The following is a 26,085-nucleotide window of genomic DNA, read 5'->3' as shown; positions in this document are numbered from 1 at the left end:
GCCGGGCGACATCGCCGAACCGCTCGTCCCCATACGCGTGCGTCTACGCTGCCCCCATGGACGCACTCGCAGGTCTGCTGGACGGTCCACGGGCGCACGGCGCCTTCATGATCCGGGCCTGCTTCGACCCGCCGTGGGCCGTGCGCGTGCAGGACGAGGCGCCGCTGACCGTGATGGTCATGGCGCGCGGCACCGCCTGCCTCACCCCGGACGCGGACGGCGTGCCGGTGCGGCTCGGCCCCGGGGACCTGGCGATCGCCCGCGGCCCGGACCCCTACACCTGCGGCGACCGGCCGGACACCGCCCCGCAGGCGCTGATCCTGCCCGGCGGCGAGTGCCGGTACCCCGACGGCACCTCGCTGAACGGCTCCATGGACCTCGGGGTACGCACCTGGGGCGACCGCCCCGACGCCGCCACGGTGATGCTGATCGGCACCTACCTGATGCGCGGCGAGATCAGCGGGCGGCTGCTCGCCGCCCTGCCGCCCCTGCTGACCCTTCCCGCCGGGGTGTGGGCCTGCCCGCTCACACCCCTGCTGGCCGAGGAGATCGTCCGCGACGAACCCGGCCAGGAGGTCGTCCTGGACCGCCTCCTGGACCTGCTGCTGATCAGCGCGCTGCGGGCCTGGTTCTCCCGCCCCGAGGCGGCGGCCCCCGCCTGGTACCGGGCCCTGGCCGACCCGGTCGTCGGCCGCGCGCTGCGCCTGCTGCAGGACGACCCGGCGCACCCGTGGACGGTGGCCGTGCTGGCCGCCAAGACCGGGGTCTCCCGCGCCGCCCTGGCCCGCCGCTTCACCGGCCTCGTGGGCGAACCCCCGATGTCCTACCTGACCGGCTGGCGGCTCGCCCTCGCCGCGGACCGGCTGCGCGACACCGATCTCACCCTCGACAGCATCGCCCGCCAGGTCGGCTACGGCGGTGCGTTCGCCCTCTCCACCGCCTTCAAGCGCGTGTACGGCGTGAGCCCGCAGGAACACCGGGCGGGCCACGGCGGGGGCCGGCCCTGAGGGAGGCGACACCGGTCTCCACCCGGTGAGCGATCCCGTGTTCCACCCGCTTTCCACCCGGCTCTCCACCCGCGCTCCGATCCGCTCGGCACGGTCCCTCACCTAGCGTCTTTCCGCAGGCCGTTGCCGTTCGGCACCCGCCTCCCGCCCTGATTCGCACAGGGAGCGAGGAGACGGAGGGCACGGCGCCGAACAGGCGCGCTCCAGGACGCGAGCGGGGAGGCGAGTGATGGCCCGAGGCACGGAGGCGACGGGCGTGGGGGAGTGCGCGGAGGTGGCGGGCCTGGCGGGGGACAGGGAGTCGGCGGGCGTGGCGGGGGACAGGGAGTCGGCGGCGTGGCGGGCGTGGCTCTGGGCGGGGAGGCGATGGGCGTGGCGGGAGCCAGGGAAGCGGCGGGAGCCAGGGAGGTGGCCGACGTGGCTTTGGGCCGGGAGCCGGCGGACGTGGTGCTGGGCGGGGAAGCGGCAGGCGTGGCGCGGGGCACGGAGGCGGAAGGCGTGGCGCGGGGCGCGGCGGCCGGCGTGGCTCCGTCGCGCATGGGGGCGGGGGCGGGGGCGGGAGCGAGGACGGACGGGCCGGCCCGCGGCCCGCTGCTCTCGGTCGCCGCCGACATCGTCCTGCCGCTCCTCGTCTACTACGCGGCACGCGCCCTCGGCGCCGGACAGGGCCCCGCCCTGCTGCTCAGCGGTGCGCCACCCGCCCTGCGCCTGGTGACCGGCGCGGTGCGCCGGCGCCGCATCGACGGCGTGGACCTGTTCTTCACGGTGCTGCTGGCCGCCGCCGCGCTGACCAGCCTGATCGGTGGCAGCACACGGGTCCTGCTGTTCAAGGACGCGGCGCTGTCCCTGGTGGTCGGAGGCTGGGTGCTCGGCAGCGGCTTCACCGGCAGGCCGCTGGCGTTCCAGCTGGGACAGCGCCTGCACCGGGGTCCGGCGGCCCGGACACGGGCGGACATGTGGCAGGACTCAGCCGAGTTCCGCCGGGCTCTGCGCGCCCTGACCATGCTCTGGGGCGCCGAACAGCTGCTCGACGGCGGTGTCGGCACGCTCGCCGCCGTCACGCTGCCCACCGACGTGGTGCCCCTGCTGGCCCGCGTCCTCTCGCTCCTGCTGCTCGCCCTGGCCGCCGTGGCCACCGCCGCGTACGCCCGCCGTTTCCACGCCCGGCACGGCCTCCCGCTGTTCGACGCCCCCGGCACCGCGAGCGGCGCCGGGGATCCGGCCGAGGCACGGCAGACGGCGGCGGACGGCGCCCTGCGCATACCGGCGTCCACAGCGACCCCCGGCCCGGCGTCCGGTCCGAGCGGGCGGCCGCGGGCCCGGCGCCGGGCGTCGTCGGCGACGTAGGCTGGCGCCGTGTACGCGGAGCGAGCGTCCCGGCTGACCGGCGCGGTCGTGTGGACGAACACCCCGGAGGGGGCCGGTGGCGGCCCCGTTCTGCCCGACGGCTGCATGGACCTGCTGTGGAGCGAGGGCCGGCTGCTGGTCGCGGGGCCCGACACCCGCCCCTACGTCCCCGAGGGCGCACCCCGCTTCTGGGCAGGCGTCCGCTTCTTCCCGGGCACCGCGCCCGCCCTGCTCGGCGTGCCCGCGCACGAACTGCGCGACCTGCGGGTGGAGTTGGTGGACCTGTGGCCCGCCTCCCGGGTCCGGAGGCTGCGCGACCGCGTCGAGGCGGCGCCCGACCCGGCGACGGCACTGGAGGACATCGCCCTGGAGCGGGCCGAGCGCACCACGGCCCCCGACCCGCTGCTGCACCGGCTGGTGGAGCGCCTGGACGAGGGCCGCCCGGTGTCCGCCACCGCCGCCGAACTCGCCATCGGCACCCGCACACTGCACCGCCGATGCCTGGGCGCGTTCGGTTACGGCCCCAAGACACTGGCCCGCATCCTGCGGCTGCAGCGGGCGCTGGCGCTGGCCCGTGCCGGGACGCCGTACGCCGAGACGGCGGTCCGCGCGGGCTACGCGGACCAGCCTCATCTCGCGCGCGAGGTACGGGAGTTGGCGGGCATGCCGCTCGGGGAGCTACTCGGTGGCGGGTAGCGGCGCGAACAGGTCGACGCCGTTGCCGTCGGGGTCGTGCACGGTGGCGTAGCGCTGCCCCCAGAACGCGTCCCACGGCTTCAGCTCGCCGTGGTGTCCGGCGGCCACCAGTTCCTCGTACCGGGCGTCCACCTCGGCGGGCGAGCCGCACCGGAAGGCGAGCCCCACGCGCCCGTTGCTCTGGGGCGGCCGCCAGCCGGGGGAGAAGGAGCGGACGGTCTTCTCGGTGTCGAGGGCGAAGACCAGTCCGCCGGGCAGCTCGGCCTCGACGTGCGGCTGCTCCTCGGATCCCTCGGGAAAGACGAGTCCGAGGCGACGGTAGAAGGCGAGCGAGGCAGTCATGTCGGAGGTCACCACGCCGATCAGTGCGAACTGTGCAGTCATGCCGTGACCGTAGGCGCGGGCGGACGGCCCGGTCTTGAAGGAATCGGACACGACACCCCAGCGCGCGGAAAAGGCGGTGCGCGGCGGTCGTACCGGCGGGGAGGATCCCGCTGGTCGGCGCCGGGGGAGTGGCTGTCGGGGGACGTGTTCGTGTGTGCCGGGTGCGGCGCGGAGCTGACCGTTCCGCCGGCGCGGGCCGCTCTGCCCGCGCGGGTCGGGCACCGCTTCGGGCGTGTGATGCTGCCAGCCCTGAGGGAGCCGGTGGCGTTGCCGGGCGGGCGCGTCGCGGACGTGTTGGGCCGCGCGCCGGCTCGGCTGCTGCCGTCCGGTGCGCCGCGGCGGACGCTGTTCCTGGCCGGACCCGGCCTGCCGGCCGTGTCCGGGTGCGCCCGCGGCATCGCCCTGGTACCCGCGCACCGCAGACCGGCGAGGCGTGGCCGCCGGCCGCCGGTATCCCCGCCGTGCCGCTGCCCGCCGACGTCCGGTCGGGCCTGGCGTTCCCGCGCGACCGGTCGCGGGTGCCTGTCACCGGCGGTCTGCCCCGCGACGTCCAGCGCGACGACCCGCTGCCGCTCCGCTCCGTGGGCCCGTTCGTCTTCGACCGGCGCCTCTTCCTGCACACTCGCCCGACTGCCCGAGGTCCGCCTCCCTGGCTCCGCCACGTTCACGACCGGGCCCGTGAACTGCCTTGGTCCGCAGGCCTGTTCTAGCGCTACACCCTGGGGAGCCTCGGTCACCTGCCCCCGGTTCCAGGGGAGTTGGAGCGAGTGCGCGCGTGCGGCATAGGCTCGTCGCATGGCCGCGTCGCTGCCGCCGGACACCCGCACCAAGGACTGCCGCCACGACTCCGCCCGGACGCCGTCACCGCCGTGCGGGCGCGGGCGACGGCGGGTTCGGCGGGCCCCCGCGGCTTCACGCGTGACGTTTCTGCGGTGAACCCGTTCCGCCATTGGGGTGAGTAAAGCTCGCGTACATGGAAGGTCACATGAATATCTAGAGATGCTCTTGTCTTGGCAAAGGGCGTCGAGACGCGCGTGGCCCGTCCGGCCCCGCGTCACCCACCCAGAGGAGGAGCCGGACCTTGAGTTACGGAAAGAAGCTGCGCGAGCGCATTGCCGGGCCGGGGACCACACCGCTGATCGGCGTGTACGACATGTACTCGGCGTCGATCGCGGCCAAGCACTACGACGGGATGTTCGTCTCGGGCTTCGGGTTCGCGGCCTCGTACTACGGGCTGCCCGACATCGGTTTCATCGCCTGGCCCGACATGGTGGCCTTCGTCCAGCGGTTGCGGGGCGCCTTCCCGCACCACCACCTGCTGGTCGACATCGACGACGGCTACGTCGATCCCGAGGTCGCCTGCCATGTCGTCGAGGGACTGGAACGCATCGGCGCCTCCGGGGTGATCCTGGAGGACCAGAAACGGCCCCGCCGCTGCGGTCACGCCGACGGAAAACAGGTGCTGCCACTGGAGGAGTACCTGGAGAAACTGCACAGGGTCCTGGAGACCCGGGGGGACCTGGTGGTGGTCGCCCGTACGGACGCCACCGAGGAGGACGACATCCTGCACCGCGCCGAACGGCTGGCCGCGACGGACGCCGACGTGGTCCTGGTGGACGGGGTGCGCAGCGTCGAGTGGATCAAGCGCATCCGCGAGGTCGTCGGCAGCAAGCCGCTGCTGTTCAACCAGATCGCCGGCGGCAAGTCGCCCCGCCTGTCCCTCGGTGAACTGTCCGACCTGGGCGTCGACGTCGCGATCTACAGCACCCCCTGCCTGTTCGCCGCGCACGAGGCGATGGACTCCGCGCTCGGCAGCCTGAAGGCGGCCGACGGCCGGCTGCCGGAGGTGGACCCCGCCGGCGGCGTGGGCGTGAAGGCCGCCACGACCCTGCTGGAACGCAACATCGCGCGTGACCGGCTCACCCCCGAGGGCGTGGGCGTGTGACCGGTGCCGTACCCCGGCTCGCCCTCGCCGCGGCCGCGGCAGCCGCCCTGCTCGGGGCCGGAGCCGTACCCGCCGTCGCGTCCGGGAGCCTGATCACCGTGGTTGACAACTCCAACGCCGACTCCTGGCTGGAAGTCGATCGCACGGCCAACGTCCAGACCGGCAGCGGCACCGCGGGCAGCGACCACGACGGCAGTGCCGTGGACGTGGTCGAAGCCTTCATGGGCGCCGCAGGCGATCACAAAGAGGACTGACCGCCGCTGTCTCGACCCCTTGTGGCGACGGCTGGGCACCCGGAGGCGCCCGGCCGTTGCCGCTCGCGGTCTCACGAAGGCGGCCGCGCCCCGGGTGGTGCGGCCGTGCTCGCGCACCAGCCGGCTCGACAGCTCGGTACGGATGCCCTCCGGGCGCTCCCCGCCGGTCATCCGCACCAGCAGCCGGAGCGCGGTCGCCGCCATCTCCCCGAGCGGCTGGCGGACGGTGGTCAGCGCCGGCCCGGCCCAGCGTGCCTCGGGCAGGTCGTCGAAGCCGACGACGCTCACGTCGTCCGGCACCCGCGCCTCCCGTTGCCTGAGCGCCTCGTACACCCCGAGGGACCTCCGGTCGGAGCACGCGAACACCGCCGTCGGCGGCTCGGGCAGGTCCAGCAGCTCGTGCGTGCGCAGCCGGGCCTCGGCCGCGTCGAGGCCGGCGTACCGCACGTACTCGGCGCGGTGCCGTAGTCCGGCCGAGGCGAGCGCCGAGCGGTAGCCGGTCACCCGGGCGCTGACTCGCCCGCCTCGTGCGTCACTTGAGCGCCCCCGGTGTGACGATCGGCGAGATGCTGGAGCCCGTCCGGAAGCGGCCCGAGGCACCCGCGGACCGGCGGTGCGGCGGGGCGGCCCTGGCCCTGGTTCCGGCCCCGCGCGTCAGGCGACCCGGGTCAGATCCGCGTACCGCACCTCGTGCCGGGGCGGCGCGCCCTCGGCCAGCCGCTCCAGCTCCTCCACGACGATCGTGCCCAGCCGTCGCAGCTCGTTGCCGAGCGAGCCCGCGATGTGCGGGGTGAGAAAGACGTTGGGCAGTTCGTACAGCGGGGAGCCGGCGGGCAGCGGCTCGGGCTCGGTGACGTCGAGGACCGCGCGCAGGCGCCCCGAGACCAGCTCCCGCGTCAGCGCGTCCTGATCCACCAGCGCACCGCGCGCGGTGTTGACCAGGGCGGCCCCGTCCGGGATGAGCGCGAGCCGGGCCCGGTCGAGCATGTGGTGGGTCTCGGGGGTGTCGGGGGCGTGCAGGCTGACGATGTCGCTCTGCCGCAGCAACTCCTCCAGCGGCAGCGGCTTCGCCCCCAGGGCGGCGGCCTCGGCGGGGCTCACATAGGGGTCATGCAGCAGGACCGTGAGGTCGAACGGCCGCAGCAGCTCCATGAGCCGGCGGCCCACGCGGGAGGCGCCGACGACCCCGACGCGGCGGCCGAGGTTGCCGGTGGCCGCGGTTTCGGCAGGGGTCGGGTGGGTGCGGGTGCGGCGGTAGCGCTCGCGGTGCTCGAAGGCGTCCTTGCCGAGCAGCAGGATCATCGCGAGCGTGTACTCGGCCACCGGCAGGGCGTTGCCGGTGACCGCGCTGGACACGGTGACGCCGTGTTTCCACAGGGCCTCGCCGACCAGGGAGCGGACCGAGCCCGCGGCGTGCAGGACCGCCCGCAGCCCCGGGGCCGCGGCCAGGATGCCGGCGTCCAGGTGCGGGCAGCCCCAGCCGGTGATCAGGACCTCGGCCGCGGCCAGGGCGCCGGCCGCCGCGGGATCGGTGAAGTCCCTGACGACGAGCGCCGGATCGAGGTCGGCCGCCCGCCTCAGCCGGGCCATGAGCGGCGGCGGGAAGAGCATCGGGAGGTGCACCGGATCCATCGCGAACACGGCCCGCGGCGGCTGGGGGCTGGACATGACTCTCCTGACGGAACGGGAGGAGAAACGATTTTGGAAAGCGCGTTCTACCGTATGGGTGCCGGGAATCGGCGGTCAATCGGTGGGGCGAGGGGGCCAGGGAGGTAGGAGGTACGGGGAGGGCTGCCCCCGCGCCCCCGCTCCGGCCGGGCGGCCGACCCCGTCCCGCTGCCCGCCGCTCCGGGCGCATCCGCCATCCCCGCGGACGCGGCACCCGTGACCCTTCACCCGTCCACCGCGGATCCGGCTGCCCCCGAGAGTCGCACCAGGAACCAGGGTGAACCCCCGTGTACGGTACGTAACCGATTTCGCGCTCATCGTACCGCCGTAACCCGAACGGCCCTCCCGCGCGTCTGTGCGCCGGAATACCGGACGCTCTTGTGGTGCTCTGTTGTTGCACAGTGCACCGGTTCATGGGCGCACGGGGCGCATGGGCGCGCGGTGAAGGGGTGGTGGGTGATGACGGCAGACCAGGCGGATCCCACGGCCGGCACAGACCGGGCGGACCCCGTGGTCCGCACGCCGTACGGGGCCGTACGCGGCCGGTACGAGCGAGGTGTCGCGGTGTTCCGGGGCATCCCGTACGCCGCTCCGCCCGTCGGGCCCCGCCGGTTCCGCCCGCCCGAGCCGCCCGAGCCCTGGGACGGCGAGCGCGACGCCGGAACCTTCGGGCCGACGGCGCCGAAACCGCCGTACTCCGAGGCGTTCGCCCAGTACCTGTCCGACCCGCGGATACCCGGCGACGACTGCCTCAACCTCAACGTATGGACCCCGCAGCCCGACCCCGGCTCCCGGCTCCCGGTCCTCGTCTGGCTGCACGGCGGCGCCCTGACCAGAGGATCCTCGGCCGTACCCGTGTACGACGGCGCCACCTTCGCCCGGGACGGCGTCGTCTGCGTCTCCGTCAACTACCGCCTCGGCATCGAGGGCTACGGACTCTTCCCGGACGCACCCCCCAACCCCGGCCTGCGCGACCAGCTCGCCGCCCTGCGCTGGGTGCACGACGCGATCGGCGCCTTCGGCGGCGACCCGGGCCAGGTCACCCTGTGCGGCCAGTCGGCCGGCGCCATCAGCGCCGGTGTGCTGCTCGCCGCCCCGCACAGCCGCGGCCTGATCCGCCGTGCGGTGCTGCAGAGCGGCCCGCCGGAGGTCTCCGACCGCGACAAGGTGCGGCGCATGGTGCGGCGCATGGCCGCCCGGCTGAAGATCCCCGCCACCGCCGAGGCCTTCGCCGCCGTCGACCGCGACCTGCTGCTGCGCACCCAGGCCGAGGCCGGCCGGCTCAGCAGCCCCGTGCTGGGCGGGCCCCAGTTCGGCATCGTCGTGGACGGCGACCTCGTACCCCGCGACCCGCTCAAGGCCCTCATCGACGGTGACGCCGCCCAGGACGTCGAGCTGCTCATGGGCTGGACGAGGGACGAGTACCGGCTCTGGCTCGTGCCCGGCGGGCTGCTGGAGCGCGTCGACCGGCTCGGCCCCGTCGCCCTCGCCGGGGCCATGGCCCGCTGCCACGCCGGCCATGAGGTGCCACGCGGCTACCGCAGCCTGCATCCGGACGCCGGCACCGCCGAGATCGTCGGCCAGATGGTCACCGACCACCTGCTGCGCGTCCCGCTGCACCGCCTCGCCGACGCCCGCCCCGGATCCTCCTACCTCTACGAGTTCGCCTGGCCGTCCCGCCTGCCCGGCCTCGGCGCCTGCCACGCCCTGGAGCTGGGTTTCGTCTTCGACAGCGGCGACACACCCGAGTCGAAGAAGCTGGCCGGCGAGGGTGCCCCGCCCGAGCTGTGCGACGCGATGCACGGGGCCTGGGTGCGCTTCGCGACGACCGGGAACCCCGGCTGGCAGGCCTGGGACGCATCCCATCCGATGCGGATCTTCGGCGACGGTGGACCGTATACCGCATACGGTCCACGGGATGCGGAAGTCACCCTCTGGCAGACCTCCCCCACGGTCCCCGCCCCCGCCCCCGCGCCCGACATCCGGGCCCCCGGAGCCGAACTGGCGGCGGCGGTACGGAGGTTGAGGCGATCGGTCGGCGGCCGGCACCGCTGACGGTCCACGGCCGGCCGGGCGCCGAGCCGCTGGTCCAGGTCGGCCCGGCACCGAGCCGCTGGTCCACGTCCGGCCCGGCACCGAGCCGCTGGTCCACGTCCGGCCCGGCACCGACCCGCTGGCCCACGTCTGTCGGGCCGGCGCACCCACGCAGCCTCACCCGCCACTCGCCACCACCGAATCCCGCACCACCCGACGCGCGCGCCCGGCGGCAGGGGCGCGCCGGCGCGGAGCGATCGGCTCAGACCGTGCCCAGTGCCCGGGCGATCGACGCGATCCCCTCCGGCCCCACCCGGCAGCAGCCCCCGATGAGCCGCGCGCCCGCGTGCCGCCATGTCTCCACCAGCTCCGGGGCGAACCGGCTGTGCCCCGTCCAGGCGCGCGCCCCGGCGTCCCAGGTCTCCCCGCTGTTCGGGTAGACCACGACCGGCTTGCCGGTGACCCGCGCCGCGATCTCCACCGCGGTCTCGACGTCCTGCGGCGCGCAGCAGTTCACTCCCACCGCGATCACCTCGGGCACGTCGGCCGCGAGCCCGAACGCCTCCTCCAGGGGCTGACCGGCACGCGTGTGCCGACCGTCGACCGTATACGACAGCCAGGCCGGCACCCCGAGTCCGCGCACCGCCCGCATCAGCGCGGCGCCCTCGTCGGCGTCCGGCACCGTCTCCAGTGCGAGGGCGTCCGGCGCGGCGGCGGCCAGCACCTCCATGCGCGGCCGGTGGAACCGTTCCAGCTCGGCCACGCTCAGTCCGTACCGGCCCCGGTACTCGGATCCGTCCGCGAGCATCGCGCCGTACGGCCCGACCGAGGCCGCCACCCACAGCGGCCGCTCGACACCGGCGTCCCCGGCCCGCCGGGCGGCCTCCCGCGCGAGGTCCACGCTGCGTGCGAGCAGGCGCGCGGCGTCGTCGTGACCGATACCGCGCCGCGCGAAGCCTTCGAAGGTGGCCTGGTAGCTGGCGGTGATCGCCACGTCCGCGCCCGCGCGGAAATACGCGAGATGGGCCTCCGTGACCGCTTCCGGCCGTTCGGCCAGCAGTCGGGCCGACCACAGCTCGTCGCTCAGGTCGTACCCGGCCGCCTCCAGCTGGTTGGACATGCCGCCGTCGAGCACGACCGTCCCGGCGGCGAGGGCGTCGGCGAGGCTGGGGGAGGAGGTGCTGGTCATGTCCCGACGCTAGTCGAAGCGGAATGCGGCCGGCTCCCGCTGTCCAGCAGGTGAGCAGCCCCCGGGCGGTGCCTGACCGGTGTTCCTCCTCGCGGCCCCATTGACCGCGTACCGGCCCACCCTTACCTTTTCGGCGTTCGGGATGACAGGTGACGTTCGAAATATCGACTCTCCCCATCGAGAGGCAGTCCGCATGAGCCGCGCCCACGACCTGCCCGAAGTCCCCAGCCGCAGACTGATGCTGAAGAGCGCCGCGCTGGCCGCCAGTGCCCTCGCCGCCCCCGCCCCCGCCGTCGCCCAGGCGGCCCCCGCCACCCCCGGGGCCGCCCCCTACGTGAACCCCCTGGTCCGGCAGCGCGCCGACCCCCACATCACCCGCCACACCGACGGCCGGTACTACTTCACGGCCACCGTCCCGGAGTACGACCGCATCATCCTGCGGCGCGCCCGGACCCTGAACGGCCTCGCCACGGCGGCCGAGTCGGTGATCTGGCGTGCCCACACCAACGGCCCCATGGGCGCGCACATCTGGGCGCCCGAGCTGCACCGCGTCGGCGGCAAGTGGTACATCTACTTCGCCTCGGCCCCGGCCGAGGACGTGTGGGCGATCCGCATCTGGGTGCTGGAGAACGCCCACCAGGACCCCTTCCAGGGGGCCTGGGCCGAGCGCGGTCAGATCCGTACCGCCTGGGAGACGAGAAATGGTGGTTCAAGGACCTCGGCAACGGCTACGACAGCCTGCTCGGCCGGGGCGGCTCGCTGTGCCTGCAGGAGAACGCGGGCGGCGTCACGCAGGAGAACTGCACCGGAGCCGCGGCCCAGCAGTGGTCGGTCGTCACCTCGGGCGCGTACGTGAACATCAGGGCCCGTACGAGCGGCAAGTGCCTGGACGTGTCCGGCGCGTCCACCGCCGACTCGGCGGCGGTCATCACCTACACCTGCAACGAAGGCGCCAACCAGCAGTGGGCCCGCGGAACATGAGCCTGGCTCAGGCGAGCAGGTCGACGGCGTCGACCGCCGTGCCCGCGCTGAGACGGCCCGTCGTCCCCGAACCGCTCACCACGTCGATCTCCAGCACGTTGTACCGGCCGGTGTCCGTGCGCCAGGCACTGGACGACGCGGGCCTGGTCCGCGACGAACTCCTCGCCCGTCATCTGGTGCCCGAGGGTGCCGTGCGGGTGGGATGAAGCCCTGGGGCGCCCCGACCGGAACCGGGGCGTCCCAGGCCACGCCAGGAAGGAAAGTCACCGCCGTGATCGAACTGCCCGCCGACGACCGGGAAGCGAGTCCCGTCACCGGTTACACCCGCGCCCACTGGGAGGCCGCCGCCGACGCCCTGCTGACCGCCGTCGAGCCCTACGCCACCCCCGACCGCGCCCTCTACCACCTCCCCGGCGGCCGGGTGGGCCACGCGGGCCACCTCTCCGACGGCCTGGAGGGCTATGCCCGTACGCTGCTGCTGGCCGCCTTCCGCCGCGACGAGACCGCGCTCGGCCGGTACGCCGACGGCCTCACGGCCGGTCCGGGCGGGGTCTGGCCGCGCATCGAGGACCGCGGCCAGCCGCTCGTCGAGGCGGCGTCCGTCGCCCTCGCTCTGCGGCTGACCCGGCCGCTGCTGTGGGACCGGCTGGACGACTCCGTGCGGCAGCGCACCGCCGACTGGCTGGCGGACGCCCTCACCGCCGAACCCTGGCCGTGCAACTGGGAGTTGTTCCCGGTCACCGTCGGCGGCTTCCTCAAGGAGATCGGCCACCGGCCGGAGGCCGCGGACAAGGCGATCGAGCGCGGCCTGGAGCGGATCGAGGGCTGGTACCTCGGCGACGGCTGGTACACCGACGGCGACGGCCGGAAGTTCGACTACTACAACGGCTGGGCCATGCACCTGTACACCGTCCTCCACGCATGGCTGGCCGGCGACGGTGAACTGCTTTCTGTATACGGTCGACGGTTGTCCCGTCATCTCGCCGACTACGCCCGCCTGTTCGGCGGCGACGGCGCGCCCCTGCACCAGGGCCGCTCCCTGACCTACCGCGTCGCGACGACGGCCCCGCTGTGGCTGGGCGCCCTGATCGGCCAGACCCCCCTGTCACCCGGTGAGACCCGGCGCCTGGCGTCCGGGGCGCTGCGGTACTTCCTCGACGGCGGCGCGGTCGACGAGCGCGGACTGCTCCCGCTGGGCTGGCTCGGCCCCGACGAGTCACTCGTGCAGAGCTACTCGGGCCCGGCCTCCCCGTACTGGGCCAGCAAGGGCTTTCTCGGCCTGCTGCTGCCCCCGGAGCACCCGGTGTGGACGGCGCCCGAGGAACCCGGCCCCGCGGACCGCGCGGACGGGGTGCACCCGATCGACGTCCCCAACTGGCTGCTGCAGTCGACCCGTTCGGACGGCGTGGTCCGGCTGCACAACCACGGCAGCGAGGACGTCCGCTACGACCCCTACTACACCCGGCTCGCCTACTCGACCGCGACCACGCCCGCCGCGTCGTACGACAACAGCGTGATCGTCGGCGGCGATCCGAGCCGTACCCGGATCGAGCCGCTCGGCACGGGGGACGGGTGGATCGCCTCCCGGCACACCGTGCGTGACGGGATCACCGTCACGAGCCTCGTGCTCGCCGAAGGAGCGGTGGAGGTACGCGCCCATCTCGTGGCCGGGGCCGAGCCCGGCACACCCGTGCGGATCACGGGCTGGGCGGCACCGGACGGGCTGCGGGCGGCCCTTGAGCCGGTGTCGGGCCTGGTGGCGCAGCCGCAGGGACCGGCCGGGAAGACACCGCAGGCACTGGCCGGGGAGACCGGGGCGGGCGGGGCCACGTTGTTCGTGGCGCTCGCCCGGCTCACCGGCGAGCCGGACCCCCGGCCCCTCACGGACCTGGTGTCCGTGCGGGTGGGGGAGGACCACGAGGTCCGCGTCCGCTGGGCGTCCGGCGCGGAGAGCGCCTTCGGTTTCACCGCCTGCGGCGGGTCGGTCTCACGGCTTCAGACGGGCGATCCGCAGGCTCGTCGTGGTCGGTGACGCCCCGGTGAGCGGGGTGGCGTAGGCCGATGCGCGACGAGCCCGCCGACCTCCCGGGCCCCCCGCACGACCGTGTCGGCGCCCGCGCGCTTCCCCGCGGCCGTCAGCGGCGTGACGTGGACGCCGTCCGCCGCAGGTCAGGCGACCCGGAGCGAGCCGTCCGGGGCGGCGGCGATGGAGCGGTGCGGTTCCACTCGCGGGTGTTGTGGTAACGGCCGACAGATAGGGAAACTTGAGGGGCAGGCTCGCCGTCGTGCTGCTGACGGTGAGCGGAGCCGCAGCGGTCGTCGCCGCCCCGGCGGTCGCGTACCACGCCCCGGCCGGCAGTCCTGCCGCGGCCAGGGCGCCGATCAGCGGCTCACGGGCCACCCGGACCCGGCGGTGGCGTGTCGGGCGTCGTGCGGTTGTCATGCCCTACGGTGGCCGCCGGGCCGGGAATGGCGGCCGCCGGGCCGGGAATGGTGGCCGCGGGGTTGCCGTTGTCCACCACCGTCCGCGAGACTCCCGGCACATGTCTTCCACGATCCGTCACATGACCATCGACTGCGCCGACGCCTACGCCCTGGGGAGCTTCTGGTCCAGGGTGCTGGACCAGCCCCTGCACGAGGACGACCACCCGGGCGACCCGATGGCACTGATCGAGGGGGCCGGCCTGCTCTTCGTCACCGTGCCGGACGCCAAAACGGTCAAGAACCGGGTCCATCTCGATCTCCAGCCCCAGGACCGCAGCCGCGACAGGGAGGTCGAGCGGCTGCTCGCCCTCGGCGCCACCCTGGTCGACGACCGGCGCAACCCCGACGGCACCGGCTGGGCGGTCCTCGCCGATCCCGAGGGCAACGAGTTCTGCGTGGAGCGCAGCGCGGCCGAGCGCGTGGGGTAGCCCGCCGGGCGCGCGGCGTTGCCCGGCCGGGCGCGTGGGGCTGCCCGGCCGGCCCCGAACGGTTCGGCGGGCACCGAAACGACCCGCGCCTAGCGTGGCCGTGTGACCGCAGAGCCCGCCATGACCCCGTTCGCCGCACTCCACCACCGGCCCGGCGAGCCCCTGCTGCTGCCCAACGCCTGGGACCATGCCTCGGCGTGCGCGCTCGCCGCCCGGGGCTTCCCGGCGGTCGGCACGACGAGCCTGGCCGTGGCGGCGGCCGCGGGTCTGCCCGACGGCGCGGGCGCGACCCGCGCGCACACCCTGCGTCTCGCCCTGACCCTCGGCCCGGGGCCCTGGCTTCTCTCGGTCGACGCCGAGGACGGCTTCAGCCAGGACCCCGGCGACGTCGCCGAGCTGGCGCGCGAGCTGTGGGCCGTGGGGGCGGCCGGGGTCAACCTGGAGGACGGGCTGGGGCCGAGCGACCGGCATGCGGCGAAGATCGCCGCCGTGAAGGCCGCCGTACCCGGTCTCTTCGTCAACGCCCGCACCGACACCTACTGGTCCGGGAGCGGCGACGAGCGGGACACCCTGCGGCGGCTCGACGCCTACCAGCAGGCGGGCGCGGACGCGGCGTTCGTGCCGGGACTGACCGACCCCCGGCGGATCGCGGCCCTCGTCCGGCACCTCGACGTCCCCCTCAACATCCTCTACTCGCCCACCGGTCCCACCGTCGCCCACCTCGCCGGTCTCGGCGTCCGGCGCGTCAGCGTGGGCTCGCTGCTCTACCGGCGCGCGCTGGGCGCGGCCGTGGAAGCGATGGCCGGCGTGGCGGCAGGACGTGCGCCGGAGGGCGCAACCCCGTCGTACGGGGATGTACAAGCGCTCAGCGGTGCCCACTGCAGCGGAGCCCGATTTCCCGTCGGGGACTTCCGGTAGGGGTCAAGGGGCACCCCGCCACCGAAGGGTGACTACCGCCCGGTGGTCCGGCTCCCGGACGCGGACAGGGTCTCCACGAGGCGCCGAGCGAACCCCCCGGGGTGCTCCAGCACGCCGAGGTGGCCGCCGGGGAACTCGGTGAACGCGGCGCCGGTCGCCTCGGCCGCCGTCGTGGCCGTACGGTGCAGGAGCCCGCCGCGGGAGGCGGTGCCCGCGGCCAGGGTGAGACGTGCGGCGACGGACCGCAGGGCGGCCGTGTCCACCGCGGACGCGGTGAACGACCGCAGGACGCGGCTGAGGAAGACACCCATGGGGGTGGCCGACTCCTCGTCGGGGGTGGGCGGTTGCGCGGCAGCGCCCTCCGCGGCGGGCGCGGGTGTGTCGTCGAGCGCGGCGGCCAGCCGGGCCCCGGCCGCCCGCAGTCCGGCACTCCGATAGGTGTCGCGCACGGACGCGAACACCGCCTGCTGCCGGGCCGCGTCCGCGAGGACCGCCACGACGGGCGGTTCGTGCGCGACCACGTGCGCCAGCCGTTCGGGGTGCCGGGCCAGCAGGTCCAGGGCGGCGATACCGCCGGAGCTGGTCCCGAACACGTACGCGGACTCGCCCGCCGCGAGCTCCGCCTCCAGCACCCGGTGCGCGCCCTCGCTCCAGTCCGGCACCCGCTGCTCGGACACCGGCCGGCCCAGCCGTCCATGGGCGAGGCCGAGCGGGTCGTAGGTGACCACGGTGAAGCGTGCGGCCAGCCGCTCGGTCAGCGGCCCGAGCCCCATCGGATGCCCGGCCCCGCCCGGCAGGACGAGCAGCACGGGACCGCTGCCCGTCACGTCGTAGTGCGGTTCCTCAGTCATGACCGGTGTTCTTCCGTTCTGTCTCGCGCGGCCAGTGCTCCAGGGCCAGGTGGAGGGCGTCGACAGCCTTGTCCCAGGAGGCCTGTACGTCCCGGCCGGCGCCGAAGCCGCCGGCGGACTCCAGGGCGCAGTAGCCGTGGAAGGTGCTGCGCAGCAGGCGTACGGCGTCGGTCAGGTCGGGCTCGTCCAGGCCGTAGGCGCGCAGCATGCCGTAGGTGATCTCGGCGGTGCGGCGCATCGCCGGGGAATCGGCGATCAGCGACTGGTCGATTCGGATCTGGGTGGCCGCGTACCGGCCGGGGTGCTCCAGGGCGTAGGCGCGGTAGGCGCCGGCGAAGGCGGCCAGCGCGTCCCTGCCGGCGCGTCCGGCCACAGCCGGCGCGATCCGGTCGATCAGCTCGCCGCCGGCGTACAGCGCGAGCCGGGTGCGCAGGTCTTCCAGGCCCCGGACGTGCGAGTACAGGCTCGCGTCCTTCACGCCGAAGCGGCGGGCCAGCGCCGAAAGGGTGACGCTGGGAAAACCTGTCTCGTCGGCGAGTTCGGCCGCCGCCGAGACCAGCCGGTCGACGGTGATTCCGGCACGGGCCATCCGGCACCTCCTCCGTGGGGGCACCTCCACCTTGGGTGCCTAGTAACTATCCTAGGGCCTCTAGGTTGTGAGTGTCGCCCCAGGGGGCGGGCTCAGCTGATCGGCGCGTACAGCACGCCCAGTTTGTCGATCTCGTCGCCCGCGCGACCGGTGAAGCCGACGATCTGCCAGCCGGGCGGGGCGGTGAGGACGGCCGTGTCCGTCGTCGCCGTACCGGCGGTCAGACCGCGGCCCCGGTCGGTGGTGAAGTGCGCCGAGAAGATCCGGGTACGGCCGTCCTTCCGGCCCTCCGTCAGCGTCACCGAGGTGAGGTGTTCACCGGGGCCGAGCGTGAGGGAGGCGGCCGTACCGCCGCTCCCGCCGTGGGCGAGGACCGTGCCGTCGGTGTGGGTGAGGGACACCGCGTCCAGCCGGGCGCCGCCGCGCAGGGTGAGGGTGCGCGGCGAGGGGGTGGCGGGCAGGTCGTCGGCGTCGTCGAACGGCGTGCCGTGCGGGCCGCCGAAGAACCCGCTCGCGCGCAGCTTCGGATTGAGCGTGTACGAGAAGCCGACGGTGTGCGGGAAGTGGTCGGAGAGGTTGCCGCCGCTCGCGTCCAGGAACCTCGCCCACTCGTCGTTGTAGCGGGTCGCCGTGAGCGAGACCAGGCCGTTGCCGCGGTACAGGACCTTGTCGACCACCTCGCAGTCGTTCGGCGGGGCCGAGGTCGGGCACAGCAGGGGGTCGGCGCCCTGTGCCGGGGCGGTGCCGCCCTTGACGAGACGCACCCACGCGTCGGTCAGACCGTTGTCGTCGACGAGCGTGCGGATGGTGTCTCCGCTCCGGGTGTACCGGGTGTTGGTGTCCCCCATGACGATCACCGCGTTGCCGGCCGAGTTGGCCCGGATGAACTGCGACAGCTGCGCGATGTTGGCGCGGCGGGCGGCGAGGGCGTCGTCGGTGTCGTCGGCGTTCGGGTGGAGGTTGTACAGGTCGACGTAGACCCCCTCGGCGAGCCGCACCCGGGCCAGCGTGAAGCCCTTCGGGGTCAGGCAGTTGGTGCCGGTGCAGTCGTTCCACCGCACCCGCTCGAAGTCCTCGAAGGGGTACCGGGACAGGGTGTTGAGGCCGTCGCCGATGCCCGCGCCGCCGCTGGTCGCCGTCCGGTAGGGGTGGTCGTCGCCCGCGTACAGGGCCGCGTGGTAGTTGAAGTCCTCCTGGACGTCGACGATGTCGTAGTCCGCCAGCCGCGGGGAGATCAGCGGGGTGTCGGCGGCCGGATGGCTGGAGCTGAGCCCTTCCGGCAGACCGGCCACGTTGTACGTCAGCACGCTGAACGTACCCGAGCCGGCGGCCTGCGCGGGGCCGGCGGAAAGGGTGAGGCCGGTCAGTGCCAGCGCACCGGCCGCGAGGGCGGCGAGGAGTCGTCTCATGGGTCGCATCGCCCCATGCTCATCTCAACAGCCCTGTATTTGAAGGGTAGTTGAGAAAACTGTTCAACATTAATACGTGATGTGCGCGTGGCGGCGTGACATAGGGTGCACGGACGGCGGAGGGGGATGCGAGGGGGCACGGTGGGGCGCGAGATGCGCAAGGGGAACAGGTCCGGCGCCGCGCAGGCCCCTGACGGTGGCCGACCGCTGTGGCGGCAAAGGGACTTCGCCGTCTTCTGGGGTGCGCAGACGCTCTCCGTCCTCGGTGACTCCTTCGCCCTGATCGCCCTGCCCCTGCTGGTGCTCGAAGCCACCGGATCGGTGGCGCGGATGGGGCTGCTCACCGCCGTCGGCGGAGCCGCGGCCGTGCTCGCCGCCGTGTTCGCGGGCACCGTGGTGGACCGCGTGGACCGGCGCCGGCTCCTCGTCACCTGCGACCTCGTGCGGATGGCCCTGTACGGCGTGATCCCGCTGGTGTGGGCCTTCGGGCCGCGCATCTGGCTGCTGTACACGGTGCTGCCGCTCTGCGAGGCCGTCGGCATGTTCTTCGCCGTCGGCTACGTCACCGTGGTCCGCGGCCTCGTCGGCACCGGACGGCTCACCGAGGCCAACGGCCTGCTCAACGCCACCGCCGCGGCGGCCGGGGTGCTCGGACCGCCGTGCGCGGGACTCGTCGCCGCCTGGACCGGGCCGGCCGCCGCCATCGCCGTCGACGCGGCCAGCTTCGCCGCGTCCGCCGTGTGCCTGCGCCTGGTACGCCTGCGCGCCCGGGCCGGTGACGACATGCCCGCCCCCGCCCGCGGCACCGTAGGGCAGGACCTGCGCACCGGAGTCGCCTTCCTCCGCCACCACCCCCTGCTGCGCTCGCTCACCGTGCTCCTGTTCGGCTTCAGCTTTCTCACCCTCGGCCTGAACGACCTGGTCATCTACCACCTCAAGCACGACCTCGGCCACGACGACGGCGCGGTCGGCACCGTGCTGGGCGCCGGTGCGCTCGGCACCATCGCCGGGTCCCTGCTCGTCGCCCGCATCCGCCGGCTGTTCGGCTTCGGCGCCGCCTGGATCGGCGCGACCGCGCTGTGCGGGCTGGCCTGCGCCGGCCTCGGCCGGGCGGACACCGTGCCCGCGGTCGCCGGCCTCAGCGCAGTCTTCCTGGCCGGCGTCGGCGTCGCCGGCACCTGCTCGATGTCCCTGCGTCAGGAGGTCACCCCCGAGCATCTGCTCGGCCGCGTCACCTCCGCCTACTGGACCCTGCAGTACTCCGCCGCCCCCGCCGGCGCCGCCCTGCTCACCTGGGCCGCCGAACGCTGGGGCACCGCACCGGCGGCCCTGACCGCGGGCGCCACCTGTGTCCTGCTCGCCCTCACGGCCCTCGTCACCCCGGTCCGCCGGGCCTGATCGCGCCCGGCGCCCCTCAAGAGCAGCGGGCCGGACGGCGCCGGGACGCCGTGGCTCAGCCGGCCGGAACCCTCGTACGGCCCGCGAGCACCGCACCCCCCAGAGCCGCCGCCACCAGCGCGAGCAGCGCGGGCACGCTCGACGCATCCGCCAGGACGGGCGCGTCGAGCAGCACCAGCGCGGCGGCGGCCAGACCCAGCAGCCGGCTGCTCACCCGGCCGATCAGCACCGTGACCAGCACCAGCGCCACCACGTCACCGGCCGCCGAACCGCTGCTCACCAGGCCCCACCGCGCCGTGTCCAGGCCCGTCGCCTCCCGGATCGCCGGATCCGCGCCATCCAGCCGCCCTGTGTGCCCCCGAGCACCACGAACACCAGCCGCACCGCGAGCCGGGCCGGTGACCCGCTCGCCGTCGCCCCTGCGGTCGACGTCATGTGAAGAGCCGGCCGGCCGCGGTGGGCCTCAGGGCCGTGCCGGTCAACTGGCCTCCGGGGCGGGAGCCGTGGAGAACACGAAGGAGAACCCGGCCGGCTCGGCCCGCAGGTGGTACCGGGGGAGCGGGCCGGGACCGCAGGACTGGGAGCCGAGGCCGTGCTGGGCGTGGTCGAGGTTGACCCACACCGTGTCACCGGGGACGAGGTCCGTGCGGTGCGTGGCCGCGTCCAGCTGTTCGGTGGTCCAGCGGCGGGCGGTGAGGAAGAACTCCGGGGCGCCCTCGACGCGCAGACCGCCGAGCTCCGCCCAGCGGACGTCGGCGCGGGCGCCGTTCTCCTGCGGACGGACGTACGGCGTCTGCAGATCGTCGACGGTCGACTGCCAACGGCCGACCGTCGACGCCGTCCTGCTGTCCGGATACGCCTCTCCCGGGCCTCCGCCGTACCACCGCACACGGTCGGCCGCGGACAGTCCGAAGCGGACGCCGAGCCGGGGGAGCGGCACCGTCCAGTCGCCCTCCGGTGTCACGGACACCGTCAGCTGTAGACGATCTCCGTCCGACGTCCAGCGGTATACCGTCGACAGGCCCATCTCCCGGGCCGCCGCCGCGACTCGGGTTCGGACCGTCAGCGCGTCGGCGCCGCGCTCCACCGCGTCCAGCCGGTGCCGCATCCGGTGCAGGCCCAGCTTGCGCCACAGCAGCCCGTAGCGCAGGTCGGGCTGCCAGGGGGCGCCGTCGTCGTTGTCGGTGGTGGCCCGCCACACGTCCAGGCGCAGCCCGCGGACGGGCACCCCGCCGACGGCCGTCAGGGCGCCGGTGCGGGCGTCGAAGGTGCCGGGGCCGAGGCTGATCACCCCGTCGCCGGACATCGGCCGGGCCGTCGCCGCGACCGTCGGCGTCTGCCGCTGTGCCACCGGCACCTGGCCCCAGGCCACCACGTGGTCCCTGGGCGCCCAGGGGGTGTCGGCCGCGAGCACCGCCCGTACCGTCCAGTGGGCCTCGCCGGCCGGTGCCCCGTCCGGCGGCGCGGGCAGCTTGACCTCGGCGCTCTCCCCGGGCGCCAGCTCCGGCACCGGCAGGGTGCCGGACCGCACCGGTTCCCCTTCGACCTCGTACGACCACGAGAACGCCAGCGCCGACAGACCGGCGAAGTCCTGCTTGTTGGTGATCCGGACCGTGCCGTCGCCGGCGTCACCGGCGATGCCGACCGGTTCGATCACCTTCTTGAACTCGACCAGTCCGGGGGAGGGCTGCCGGTCCGGGAAGAGCAGGCCGTCGCAGACGAAGTTGCCGTCGTGCAGCTCCTCGCCGAAGTCGCCGCCGTAGGCGTGGCCGAGCTCCGGATGGGCGATGCCGTGGTCGATCCACTCCCAGACGAAGCCGCCCTGGAGACGGTCGTACGACTCGAACAGCCGCTGGTAGTCGGCGAGTCCGCCGGGGCCGTTGCCCATGGCGTGGGCGTACTCGCACTGGATGAAGGGCAGTCGGCGGCGCTTGTGGGTGCCACCGTCCAGCCCCTGGCCGATCCGCTCGACCTCGGCGTGGTCGGCGTACATCCGCGCGTACACGTCCGTGTCCCGGCAGGTGGGGTCGCCCTCGTAGTGCACGAGCCGGGAGGCGTCCCGGTTCTTGATCCACTGGGCCATCGCGGTCAGGCCCCGGCCGGTGCCGGCCTCGTTGCCGAGGGACCACAGGACGATGGACGGGTGGTTCTTGTCCCGTTCGACCATGCGGGCCGCACGGTCCAGCAGGGCCGGGGTCCACCGGTCGTCGTCGACGGGGTTGTCCCGCCAGCCCTGCTCGGTGAAGCCGTGGGTCTCCAGGTCGCACTCGTCGATCACCCACAGCCCGTACTCGTCGCACAGGTCGAGGAAGGCCGGGTGCGGCGGGTAGTGGGAGGTGCGGACGGCGTTGACGTTGTGCCGTTTCATCAGCAGCACGTCCTCGCGCATGGTGGCGAGGTCCAGCGCGCGGCCCTTCTCCGCGTGCCACTCGTGCCGGTTGACGCCCTTGAACAGCACCGGCCTGCCGTTGACCCTGATCAGGCCGTCCCGCAGTGCCACGGTGCGGAAGCCGATGCGCAGCGGCACCCGCTCGCCCTCGGTGGCCAGATCGCCCGTGTACAGCCGCGGTGTCTCCGCCGACCACGGCTCGACCGGAACGGTCGCGCTCTCGCCGGTCGCGAGGTCGATGCCGAGTTCGGGGACGGTCACCCGGCCGGTCACGTCGGAGTCGACGCGCAGGGTGCCGGTGCCGGCCCGGTGGTCGTAGGAGGCGTGCACGAAGAAGTCCAGGGCGCTGCCCGCCGGGCGGTGCAGCAGGGTGACGTCACGGAAGATGCCCGGCAGCCACCACTGGTCCTGGTCCTCCAGGTAGGAGCCGGCCGACCACTGGTGGACCCGGACCGCCAGCACATTGTCCACAGTCTTCAGCAGATGGCCGACCGCGAACTCGTGCGGCAGCCGGGACCCCTTGAACGCGCCGAGGTCCGTGCCGTTCAGCCACACCCGGGCGCAGGACTCCACCCCGTCGAAGCGCAGCACCGCGCCGCCCTCGGCGAGGTCCGGCCAGTCCTGGGGCAGGTCGAAGACCCGCAGGTGGTCGCCGGTCGGGTTCTCGGTCGGCACGCGCGGCGGGTCGACCGGGAACGGGTAGAGGTGGTTGGTGTAGATCGGCGCGCCGTGCCCCTGGAGGACCCAGTGGCCGGGGACCTGGACCGTTGCCCAGCCGCCGGCGTCGTAGCCCTCCTCGGCGAAGGAGTCGTCCGCGGCGTCGGCCGTCGGCGACAGCCGGAACCGCCAGCCGCCGTTCAGGGAGAGTCTTCTGGCATCCGAGGACGCGTACCAGGCGCGCGGTGGCAGCGCCCCGGAGCCGGGTGAGACGTCCTCGACGTAGTCGGTGACGGTGTGGGTGGTGACGGTGTGGGTGCTCAACGACATCGGTCTCCTAGCTCAGCCCTTGATACCGGTCTGCGCGATCCCCTGCACCAGCCAGCGCTGCAGGAAGAGGAACACGAACAGCAGCGGCAGGATGGAAACGGCGGTCGCCATGAAGATCTGGTGGAAGACGACGGTCTGGTTGGTCATGTACGAGGAGAGCGCGACCTGGACGGTCCACGAGTTCGGGTCCTGTCCGATGACCAGCGGCCACAGGAACGCGTTCCAGCCGTTGATGAACGTGATCGTCGCGATCGCCGCGAAGAAGTTCAGCGAGTTCGGCACGACGACACGCCAGTACGCGCCCCAGTGGCCGAGCCCGTCCACGCGTGCCGCCTCCTCCAGCTCCCTGGGAAACCCGAGGAAGTACTGCCGGAACAGGAAGCAGGTGAAACCACTGAACAGGCCCGGGAGGATCAGCCCTCGGTAGCTGTCCACCCAGCCGAGGGAGGACACCAGGACGAAGCTCGGTACGAAGGTCACCGAGGTCGGGACCATCAGGGTGCCCAGGACGGCGTAGAAGATCTTGTTGGCGTGCCGGTACGGGATCCGGGCCAGGGCGTATCCGGCGAGGGAGCACACCAGCAGGATGCCGACCGTCATGGAGACGGCGACGACGAGGGAGTTCCACAGCGAGCGGGCGAACGGCACCGAGGTGTCGTCGAACAGGTCGCTGATGTTGCCCCACCGCAGGTGCGTGGGGAAGAACTCCCAGTGCTCCCCGGTGATCTGGGCGTCCGTGGACAGTGCGTTGCGCAGCAGCACGTAGAACGGGATCAGGAAGAGGACGGTGGCGACACCACCGGCGACGTAGAGGCCGGTGTTGCCCATCACCCCGCCCCTCGGTTTCGAGGTCACTTGGACTCCTCCCCCCTTCCGAAGCCCATGAGCCGGCCCTGGAACAGGGTCACGAGGACGATCAGGGCGGTCAGGATGACGGCGCCCGCGCTGCCGGCGCCGTAGTCCTGTTCCTGGCCGAGGGCGGTGTAGTACAGCTCGACCAGCGGCGGGCGGCCCCACGTGGTCTTGTCGAGCAGGTTGTAGAACTCGTCGAAGGCCTGGTAGGCGGCGATGAGCAGCAGCAGGACCACCGCCGTCGACGTGGCGCGCAGCTGGGGCAGGGTGATGTGCCGGAACGTCTGCCAGCCGCGCCTGGCGCCGTCGATGGCGGCGGCCTCGTACAGCTCCTCGGGGATGTTCTGCAGCGCGGCCAGAAAGAGGATCATGTAGAAGCCGGACTGGAGCCACAGCCGTGCCGTGCCGATGACCAGCCAGTACCAGGGCGGGTCGGGGCTGGCCAGCCAGGCGATGTCCTCGCTCCCGAACCAGCCGATGACCGTGTTCATCAGACCGAAGCGCACGCCGCTGAAGAGGGACATCTTCCAGATCAGCGACGCGGCGACGTAGGAGCAGGCGGTCGGCAGGAAGAACACCGAGCGGAAGAAGGCGCGCAGGAACCTGAGCCGGTGCACCAGCAGGGCGAGGCCCAGCGACACCGCCCAGGTGGTCGGCACGATGAACGCGGCGAAGACGGTGAAGGTGCCGAGCGAGTGGACGAACTTGGGGTCCGTCAGCATGTAGGTGTAGTTGTCGAACCCGATGAACGTGCTCGGCGTGACCGTGAAGCGGGCGTCGAAGAAGCTGAGGTAGACGCTCCAGCCGATCGGGACGTAGATGAAGACGATCAGCCCGAGGAGGAAGGGGCTGATGAAGAGCCAGAAGTTGAAGGTGCGGCTGCCCCGCAGGCCCCGCCAGGTCCGGGCCGGCCGGGTCTTCGCCGGGGCGGGGGGCGCGAGGGCGGCCTCGGTGGTCGTCGGCATGTCGTGGTCCGTCCGCCGGCCTATCCGAAGAGCTTCTTCAGCTCGCGGTTCACGGCCCTGTCGCACTTGTCGAGCGCGGCCTCCGGGTCACCGTCCTTGCGGACGCAGTCGGCGATGACGTCCCAGGTGGCGCTGATCATGGCCTGGGTCCAGCCGATGTTGTCGAAGTGCCCGAACTCGTCGAAGAGCTTGACGCCCTGCGCGGGCAGACCCGACTTGAGCCGGGTGGCCGTCGCGGCGATCGAGGAGCGCGGCGGGATGTGGAAGCCGTACGAGGTCGCCCAGTCCTCCTGGTCCTTCTTCCGGTCGATCCACAGCCACTTGACGTACTCCTTGGCCGCGTCGACGTCGTCGCCCTTGGCGTTGACGAACATCGACCAGCCGCCGTTGTAGACCGAGGGCTTGCCGGAGTCGACCGTCTTCGGGAAGGGGAAGACGCCGAGGTCGTCGCCGAGCGCCTTCTGGAACTGCGGCATCGCCCACATGCCGCAGAACTGGATGGCACACAGGCCCTGGCTGAGCGAGGACGGGTCCCAGTAGTCGGTCGGGGCGCCGAGGAGCAGATGGCCGCCGGCGAAGAGCTTGCGCATCTTCTTCAGGCCCTCGACGACGGCGGGGGTGTGGTAGGCGATCTCGTTCTTGGCGTCGAGGGTGTCGGCACCCGCCGACCAGATCAGCGGGTTGACGATCGCGTGCAGGTCGTTGCCGAGGTACACGCCCTTGACCTCGCCGGTGGTGAGCTTGGCGGCGGCCTCGATCAGCTCGTCCAGGGTCTCGGGGACCTTGACGCCGGCCTTGTCGAAGAGCGAGGGCCGGTAGAAGAAGAACTGCGGGTCGTCGATCATCCGGATGCCGTAGACCTTGCCGTCCACCGTGTGGGACGTGATGTCGGCCGGGTTGAAGTCGTCCTTGACCGGGTCGACGAGGTCGCTCAGGTCCGCCACCTGGCCGCTCCTGACCATCTGGATCTGCGGGTGGAACTCGAAGACGTCGGGCGCGTTCTTCGTGAGCAGGGTGGCGAAGAGCTTGCTCTCGTAGTCGGCACTGGTGATCCACTGGGTGGTCACGTCCGCCTTCTCGTACGCGGCGGCGTACCGTTTGACCGCCTGCTCCGTGCCCGCCTCACCGTAGGCGTGGAACATCTGGGTGAGCCGCGGGCCCGATCCGCCGCCCGCGCCACGGCCGTTGTTGCCGCCGCACGCGGCGAGCGGCGCGGCGACGGCCAGACCGGCGGCGGTCCGGAGTATCGAACGGCGGTCCCAGCTGCTGTTGCTCACTGCCGGCATGCTGACGTCCTTGTCTGTCGAAAC

22 protein-coding genes and 3 pseudogenes are annotated in these 26,085 nt (G+C 73.4%); 13 read left to right on the top strand and 12 right to left on the bottom strand.

Annotation, left to right across the window (positions count from 1 at the left end; translation table 11 throughout):
- Positions 1-56 precede the first annotated feature (56 nt).
- From IO33_RS0133475 to IO33_RS0133465, 3 genes are all read left to right on the top strand, one after another.
- Entirely contained in the window at positions 57-1,007 is a 951-nt protein-coding gene (locus IO33_RS0133475; RefSeq protein WP_031172034.1) for an AraC family transcriptional regulator, read from the top strand.
- 336 nt (positions 1,008-1,343) lie between these two features.
- Positions 1,344-2,354 (top strand): VC0807 family protein, encoded by a 1,011-nt coding sequence (locus tag IO33_RS52890; RefSeq protein WP_245235945.1) that lies wholly within the window; start codon positions 1,344-1,346, stop codon positions 2,352-2,354.
- Positions 2,355-2,363: 9 nt separating this feature from the next.
- Complete coding sequence (locus IO33_RS0133465; RefSeq protein ID WP_031172030.1) at positions 2,364-3,050, top strand: helix-turn-helix domain-containing protein; 687 nt, start codon at positions 2,364-2,366, stop codon at positions 3,048-3,050.
- On the opposite strand, the gene IO33_RS0133460 is transcribed toward IO33_RS0133465, so the two are convergent.
- A complete protein-coding gene (locus tag IO33_RS0133460; RefSeq protein WP_031172027.1) occupies positions 3,033-3,434 on the bottom strand; it encodes a VOC family protein in 402 nt (133 codons plus the stop codon). The genes IO33_RS0133465 and IO33_RS0133460 overlap by 18 nt on opposite strands.
- Before the next feature lie 1,081 nt (positions 3,435-4,515).
- Between IO33_RS0133460 and IO33_RS0133450 the strand changes: the two genes are divergently transcribed.
- Positions 4,516-5,379 carry an isocitrate lyase/PEP mutase family protein gene (locus tag IO33_RS0133450; protein ID WP_031172024.1) on the top strand — a complete coding sequence of 288 codons (864 nt, stop codon included), beginning with the start codon at positions 4,516-4,518 and terminating at the stop codon, positions 5,377-5,379.
- Complete coding sequence (locus IO33_RS0133445; RefSeq protein ID WP_031172022.1) at positions 5,376-5,633, top strand: hypothetical protein; 258 nt, start codon at positions 5,376-5,378, stop codon at positions 5,631-5,633. Before IO33_RS0133450 ends, IO33_RS0133445 begins: the two co-directional genes overlap by 4 nt.
- A 114-nt stretch (positions 5,634-5,747) precedes the next feature.
- Here IO33_RS0133445 and IO33_RS48105 read toward each other — a convergent pair.
- Together IO33_RS48105 and IO33_RS0133435 are read right to left on the bottom strand one after the other, a co-directional pair.
- Positions 5,748-6,146: pseudogene (locus IO33_RS48105) on the bottom strand (substrate-binding domain-containing protein); the annotation flags it as partial.
- Between the two features lie 141 nt (positions 6,147-6,287).
- Positions 6,288-7,301 carry a hydroxyacid dehydrogenase gene (locus IO33_RS0133435; RefSeq protein WP_031172018.1) on the bottom strand — a complete coding sequence of 338 codons (1,014 nt, stop codon included), beginning with the start codon at positions 7,299-7,301 and terminating at the stop codon, positions 6,288-6,290.
- A 459-nt stretch (positions 7,302-7,760) separates the two neighbouring features.
- Here IO33_RS0133435 and IO33_RS0133430 point away from each other — a divergent pair, with 459 nt between their 5' ends.
- Complete coding sequence (locus IO33_RS0133430) at positions 7,761-9,356, top strand: carboxylesterase/lipase family protein (protein WP_209438955.1); 1,596 nt, start codon at positions 7,761-7,763, stop codon at positions 9,354-9,356.
- A 241-nt stretch (positions 9,357-9,597) separates the two neighbouring features.
- On the opposite strand, the gene mmuM is transcribed toward IO33_RS0133430, so the two are convergent.
- Positions 9,598-10,524, bottom strand: a complete 927-nt coding sequence (gene mmuM, locus IO33_RS0133425; protein WP_031172013.1) for a homocysteine S-methyltransferase — start codon at positions 10,522-10,524, stop codon at positions 9,598-9,600.
- Positions 10,525-10,717: 193 nt separating this feature from the next.
- Between mmuM and IO33_RS52885 the strand changes: the two are divergent.
- The 6 genes and pseudogenes from IO33_RS52885 to IO33_RS0133390 form a co-directional block, all read left to right on the top strand.
- Positions 10,718-11,221: pseudogene (locus IO33_RS52885) on the top strand (family 43 glycosylhydrolase); the annotation flags it as partial.
- Positions 11,218-11,505 (top strand): annotated as a pseudogene (locus IO33_RS52880) (RICIN domain-containing protein); the annotation flags it as partial. The pseudogenes IO33_RS52885 and IO33_RS52880, both read left to right, overlap by 4 nt.
- The gene (locus tag IO33_RS50665) at positions 11,502-11,711 is read left to right on the top strand and encodes a hypothetical protein (protein ID WP_157857951.1); all 210 of its coding nucleotides are present in this window, start codon (positions 11,502-11,504) and stop codon (positions 11,709-11,711) included. The pseudogene IO33_RS52880 and the gene IO33_RS50665, both read left to right, overlap by 4 nt.
- Positions 11,712-11,776: 65 nt before the next feature.
- Complete coding sequence (locus tag IO33_RS44685; protein ID WP_425347987.1) at positions 11,777-13,537, top strand: DUF2264 domain-containing protein; 1,761 nt, start codon at positions 11,777-11,779, stop codon at positions 13,535-13,537.
- 511 nt (positions 13,538-14,048) lie between these two features.
- Positions 14,049-14,417 (top strand): VOC family protein, encoded by a 369-nt coding sequence (locus IO33_RS50660; RefSeq protein ID WP_031172009.1) that lies wholly within the window; start codon positions 14,049-14,051, stop codon positions 14,415-14,417.
- A gap of 120 nt (positions 14,418-14,537) precedes the next feature.
- Positions 14,538-15,335 carry an isocitrate lyase/PEP mutase family protein gene (locus tag IO33_RS0133390; RefSeq protein WP_209438957.1) on the top strand — a complete coding sequence of 266 codons (798 nt, stop codon included), beginning with the start codon at positions 14,538-14,540 and terminating at the stop codon, positions 15,333-15,335.
- Between the two features lie 32 nt (positions 15,336-15,367).
- Here IO33_RS0133390 and IO33_RS0133385 read toward each other — a convergent pair whose 3' ends face one another.
- The 3 genes from IO33_RS0133385 to IO33_RS0133375 all read right to left on the bottom strand — a co-directional run bounded on the left by IO33_RS0133385 (position 15,368) and on the right by IO33_RS0133375 (position 18,184).
- Positions 15,368-16,186 carry an alpha/beta fold hydrolase gene (locus IO33_RS0133385; RefSeq protein ID WP_031172005.1) on the bottom strand — a complete coding sequence of 273 codons (819 nt, stop codon included), beginning with the start codon at positions 16,184-16,186 and terminating at the stop codon, positions 15,368-15,370.
- Complete coding sequence (locus IO33_RS0133380; protein ID WP_031172003.1) at positions 16,179-16,775, bottom strand: TetR/AcrR family transcriptional regulator; 597 nt, start codon at positions 16,773-16,775, stop codon at positions 16,179-16,181. The genes IO33_RS0133385 and IO33_RS0133380 overlap by 8 nt, the downstream gene beginning before the upstream one ends.
- A 92-nt stretch (positions 16,776-16,867) precedes the next feature.
- Positions 16,868-18,184 carry a jacalin-like lectin gene (locus tag IO33_RS0133375; protein ID WP_031172001.1) on the bottom strand — a complete coding sequence of 439 codons (1,317 nt, stop codon included), beginning with the start codon at positions 18,182-18,184 and terminating at the stop codon, positions 16,868-16,870.
- Between the two features lie 153 nt (positions 18,185-18,337).
- Between IO33_RS0133375 and IO33_RS0133370 the strand changes: the two genes are divergently transcribed.
- Positions 18,338-19,582 (top strand): MFS transporter, encoded by a 1,245-nt coding sequence (locus IO33_RS0133370; RefSeq protein WP_031171999.1) that lies wholly within the window; start codon positions 18,338-18,340, stop codon positions 19,580-19,582.
- Between the two features lie 55 nt (positions 19,583-19,637).
- Here IO33_RS0133370 and IO33_RS0133365 read toward each other — a convergent pair whose 3' ends face one another.
- The 5 genes from IO33_RS0133365 to IO33_RS0133345 all read right to left on the bottom strand — a co-directional run bounded on the left by IO33_RS0133365 (position 19,638) and on the right by IO33_RS0133345 (position 26,061).
- Positions 19,638-19,862 carry a hypothetical protein gene (locus IO33_RS0133365; protein ID WP_031171997.1) on the bottom strand — a complete coding sequence of 75 codons (225 nt, stop codon included), beginning with the start codon at positions 19,860-19,862 and terminating at the stop codon, positions 19,638-19,640.
- A gap of 198 nt (positions 19,863-20,060) precedes the next feature.
- A complete protein-coding gene (locus IO33_RS0133360) occupies positions 20,061-22,958 on the bottom strand; it encodes a glycoside hydrolase family 2 TIM barrel-domain containing protein (protein ID WP_031171995.1) in 2,898 nt (965 codons plus the stop codon).
- 12 nt (positions 22,959-22,970) lie between these two features.
- Positions 22,971-23,786 (bottom strand): carbohydrate ABC transporter permease, encoded by an 816-nt coding sequence (locus tag IO33_RS0133355; RefSeq protein ID WP_051927113.1) that lies wholly within the window; start codon positions 23,784-23,786, stop codon positions 22,971-22,973.
- Between the two features lie 23 nt (positions 23,787-23,809).
- On the bottom strand, positions 23,810-24,775 hold the full coding sequence (locus IO33_RS0133350; RefSeq protein WP_031171991.1) for a carbohydrate ABC transporter permease: 966 nt from the start codon (positions 24,773-24,775) through the stop codon (positions 23,810-23,812).
- Between the two features lie 20 nt (positions 24,776-24,795).
- Entirely contained in the window at positions 24,796-26,061 is a 1,266-nt protein-coding gene (locus IO33_RS0133345) for an ABC transporter substrate-binding protein (RefSeq protein ID WP_031171990.1), read from the bottom strand.
- Positions 26,062-26,085: the final 24 nt, after the last annotated feature.

Source organism: Streptomyces durhamensis, from assembly GCF_000725475.1.
Classification (GTDB): Bacteria; Actinomycetota; Actinomycetes; order Streptomycetales; family Streptomycetaceae; genus Streptomyces; species Streptomyces filipinensis.
The sequence above is the reverse complement of the archived record's forward strand: the minus strand, read 5'-3'. Positions and strand labels throughout refer to the sequence as shown.

Coding starts and splice junctions, on each gene's coding strand:
- IO33_RS0133475 (WP_031172034.1), top strand. CDS start 57: ATGGACGCACTCGCAGGTCTGCTGGACGGTCCACGGGCGCACGGCGCC.
- IO33_RS0133460 (WP_031172027.1), bottom strand. CDS start 3,434: ATGACTGCACAGTTCGCACTGATCGGCGTGGTGACCTCCGACATGACT.
- IO33_RS0133435 (WP_031172018.1), bottom strand. CDS start 7,301: ATGTCCAGCCCCCAGCCGCCGCGGGCCGTGTTCGCGATGGATCCGGTG.
- IO33_RS0133430 (WP_209438955.1), top strand. CDS start 7,761: ATGACGGCAGACCAGGCGGATCCCACGGCCGGCACAGACCGGGCGGAC.
- mmuM (WP_031172013.1), bottom strand. CDS start 10,524: ATGACCAGCACCTCCTCCCCCAGCCTCGCCGACGCCCTCGCCGCCGGG.
- IO33_RS50665 (WP_157857951.1), top strand. CDS start 11,502: ATGAGCCTGGCTCAGGCGAGCAGGTCGACGGCGTCGACCGCCGTGCCC.
- IO33_RS50660 (WP_031172009.1), top strand. CDS start 14,049: ATGTCTTCCACGATCCGTCACATGACCATCGACTGCGCCGACGCCTAC.
- IO33_RS0133390 (WP_209438957.1), top strand. CDS start 14,538: ATGACCCCGTTCGCCGCACTCCACCACCGGCCCGGCGAGCCCCTGCTG.
- IO33_RS0133385 (WP_031172005.1), bottom strand. CDS start 16,186: ATGACTGAGGAACCGCACTACGACGTGACGGGCAGCGGTCCCGTGCTG.
- IO33_RS0133380 (WP_031172003.1), bottom strand. CDS start 16,775: ATGGCCCGTGCCGGAATCACCGTCGACCGGCTGGTCTCGGCGGCGGCC.
- IO33_RS0133375 (WP_031172001.1), bottom strand. CDS start 18,184: ATGAGACGACTCCTCGCCGCCCTCGCGGCCGGTGCGCTGGCACTGACC.
- IO33_RS0133370 (WP_031171999.1), top strand. CDS start 18,338: ATGCGCAAGGGGAACAGGTCCGGCGCCGCGCAGGCCCCTGACGGTGGC.
- IO33_RS0133360 (WP_031171995.1), bottom strand. CDS start 22,958: ATGTCGTTGAGCACCCACACCGTCACCACCCACACCGTCACCGACTAC.
- IO33_RS0133355 (WP_051927113.1), bottom strand. CDS start 23,786: ATGGGCAACACCGGCCTCTACGTCGCCGGTGGTGTCGCCACCGTCCTC.
- IO33_RS0133350 (WP_031171991.1), bottom strand. CDS start 24,775: ATGCCGACGACCACCGAGGCCGCCCTCGCGCCCCCCGCCCCGGCGAAG.
- IO33_RS0133345 (WP_031171990.1), bottom strand. CDS start 26,061: ATGCCGGCAGTGAGCAACAGCAGCTGGGACCGCCGTTCGATACTCCGG.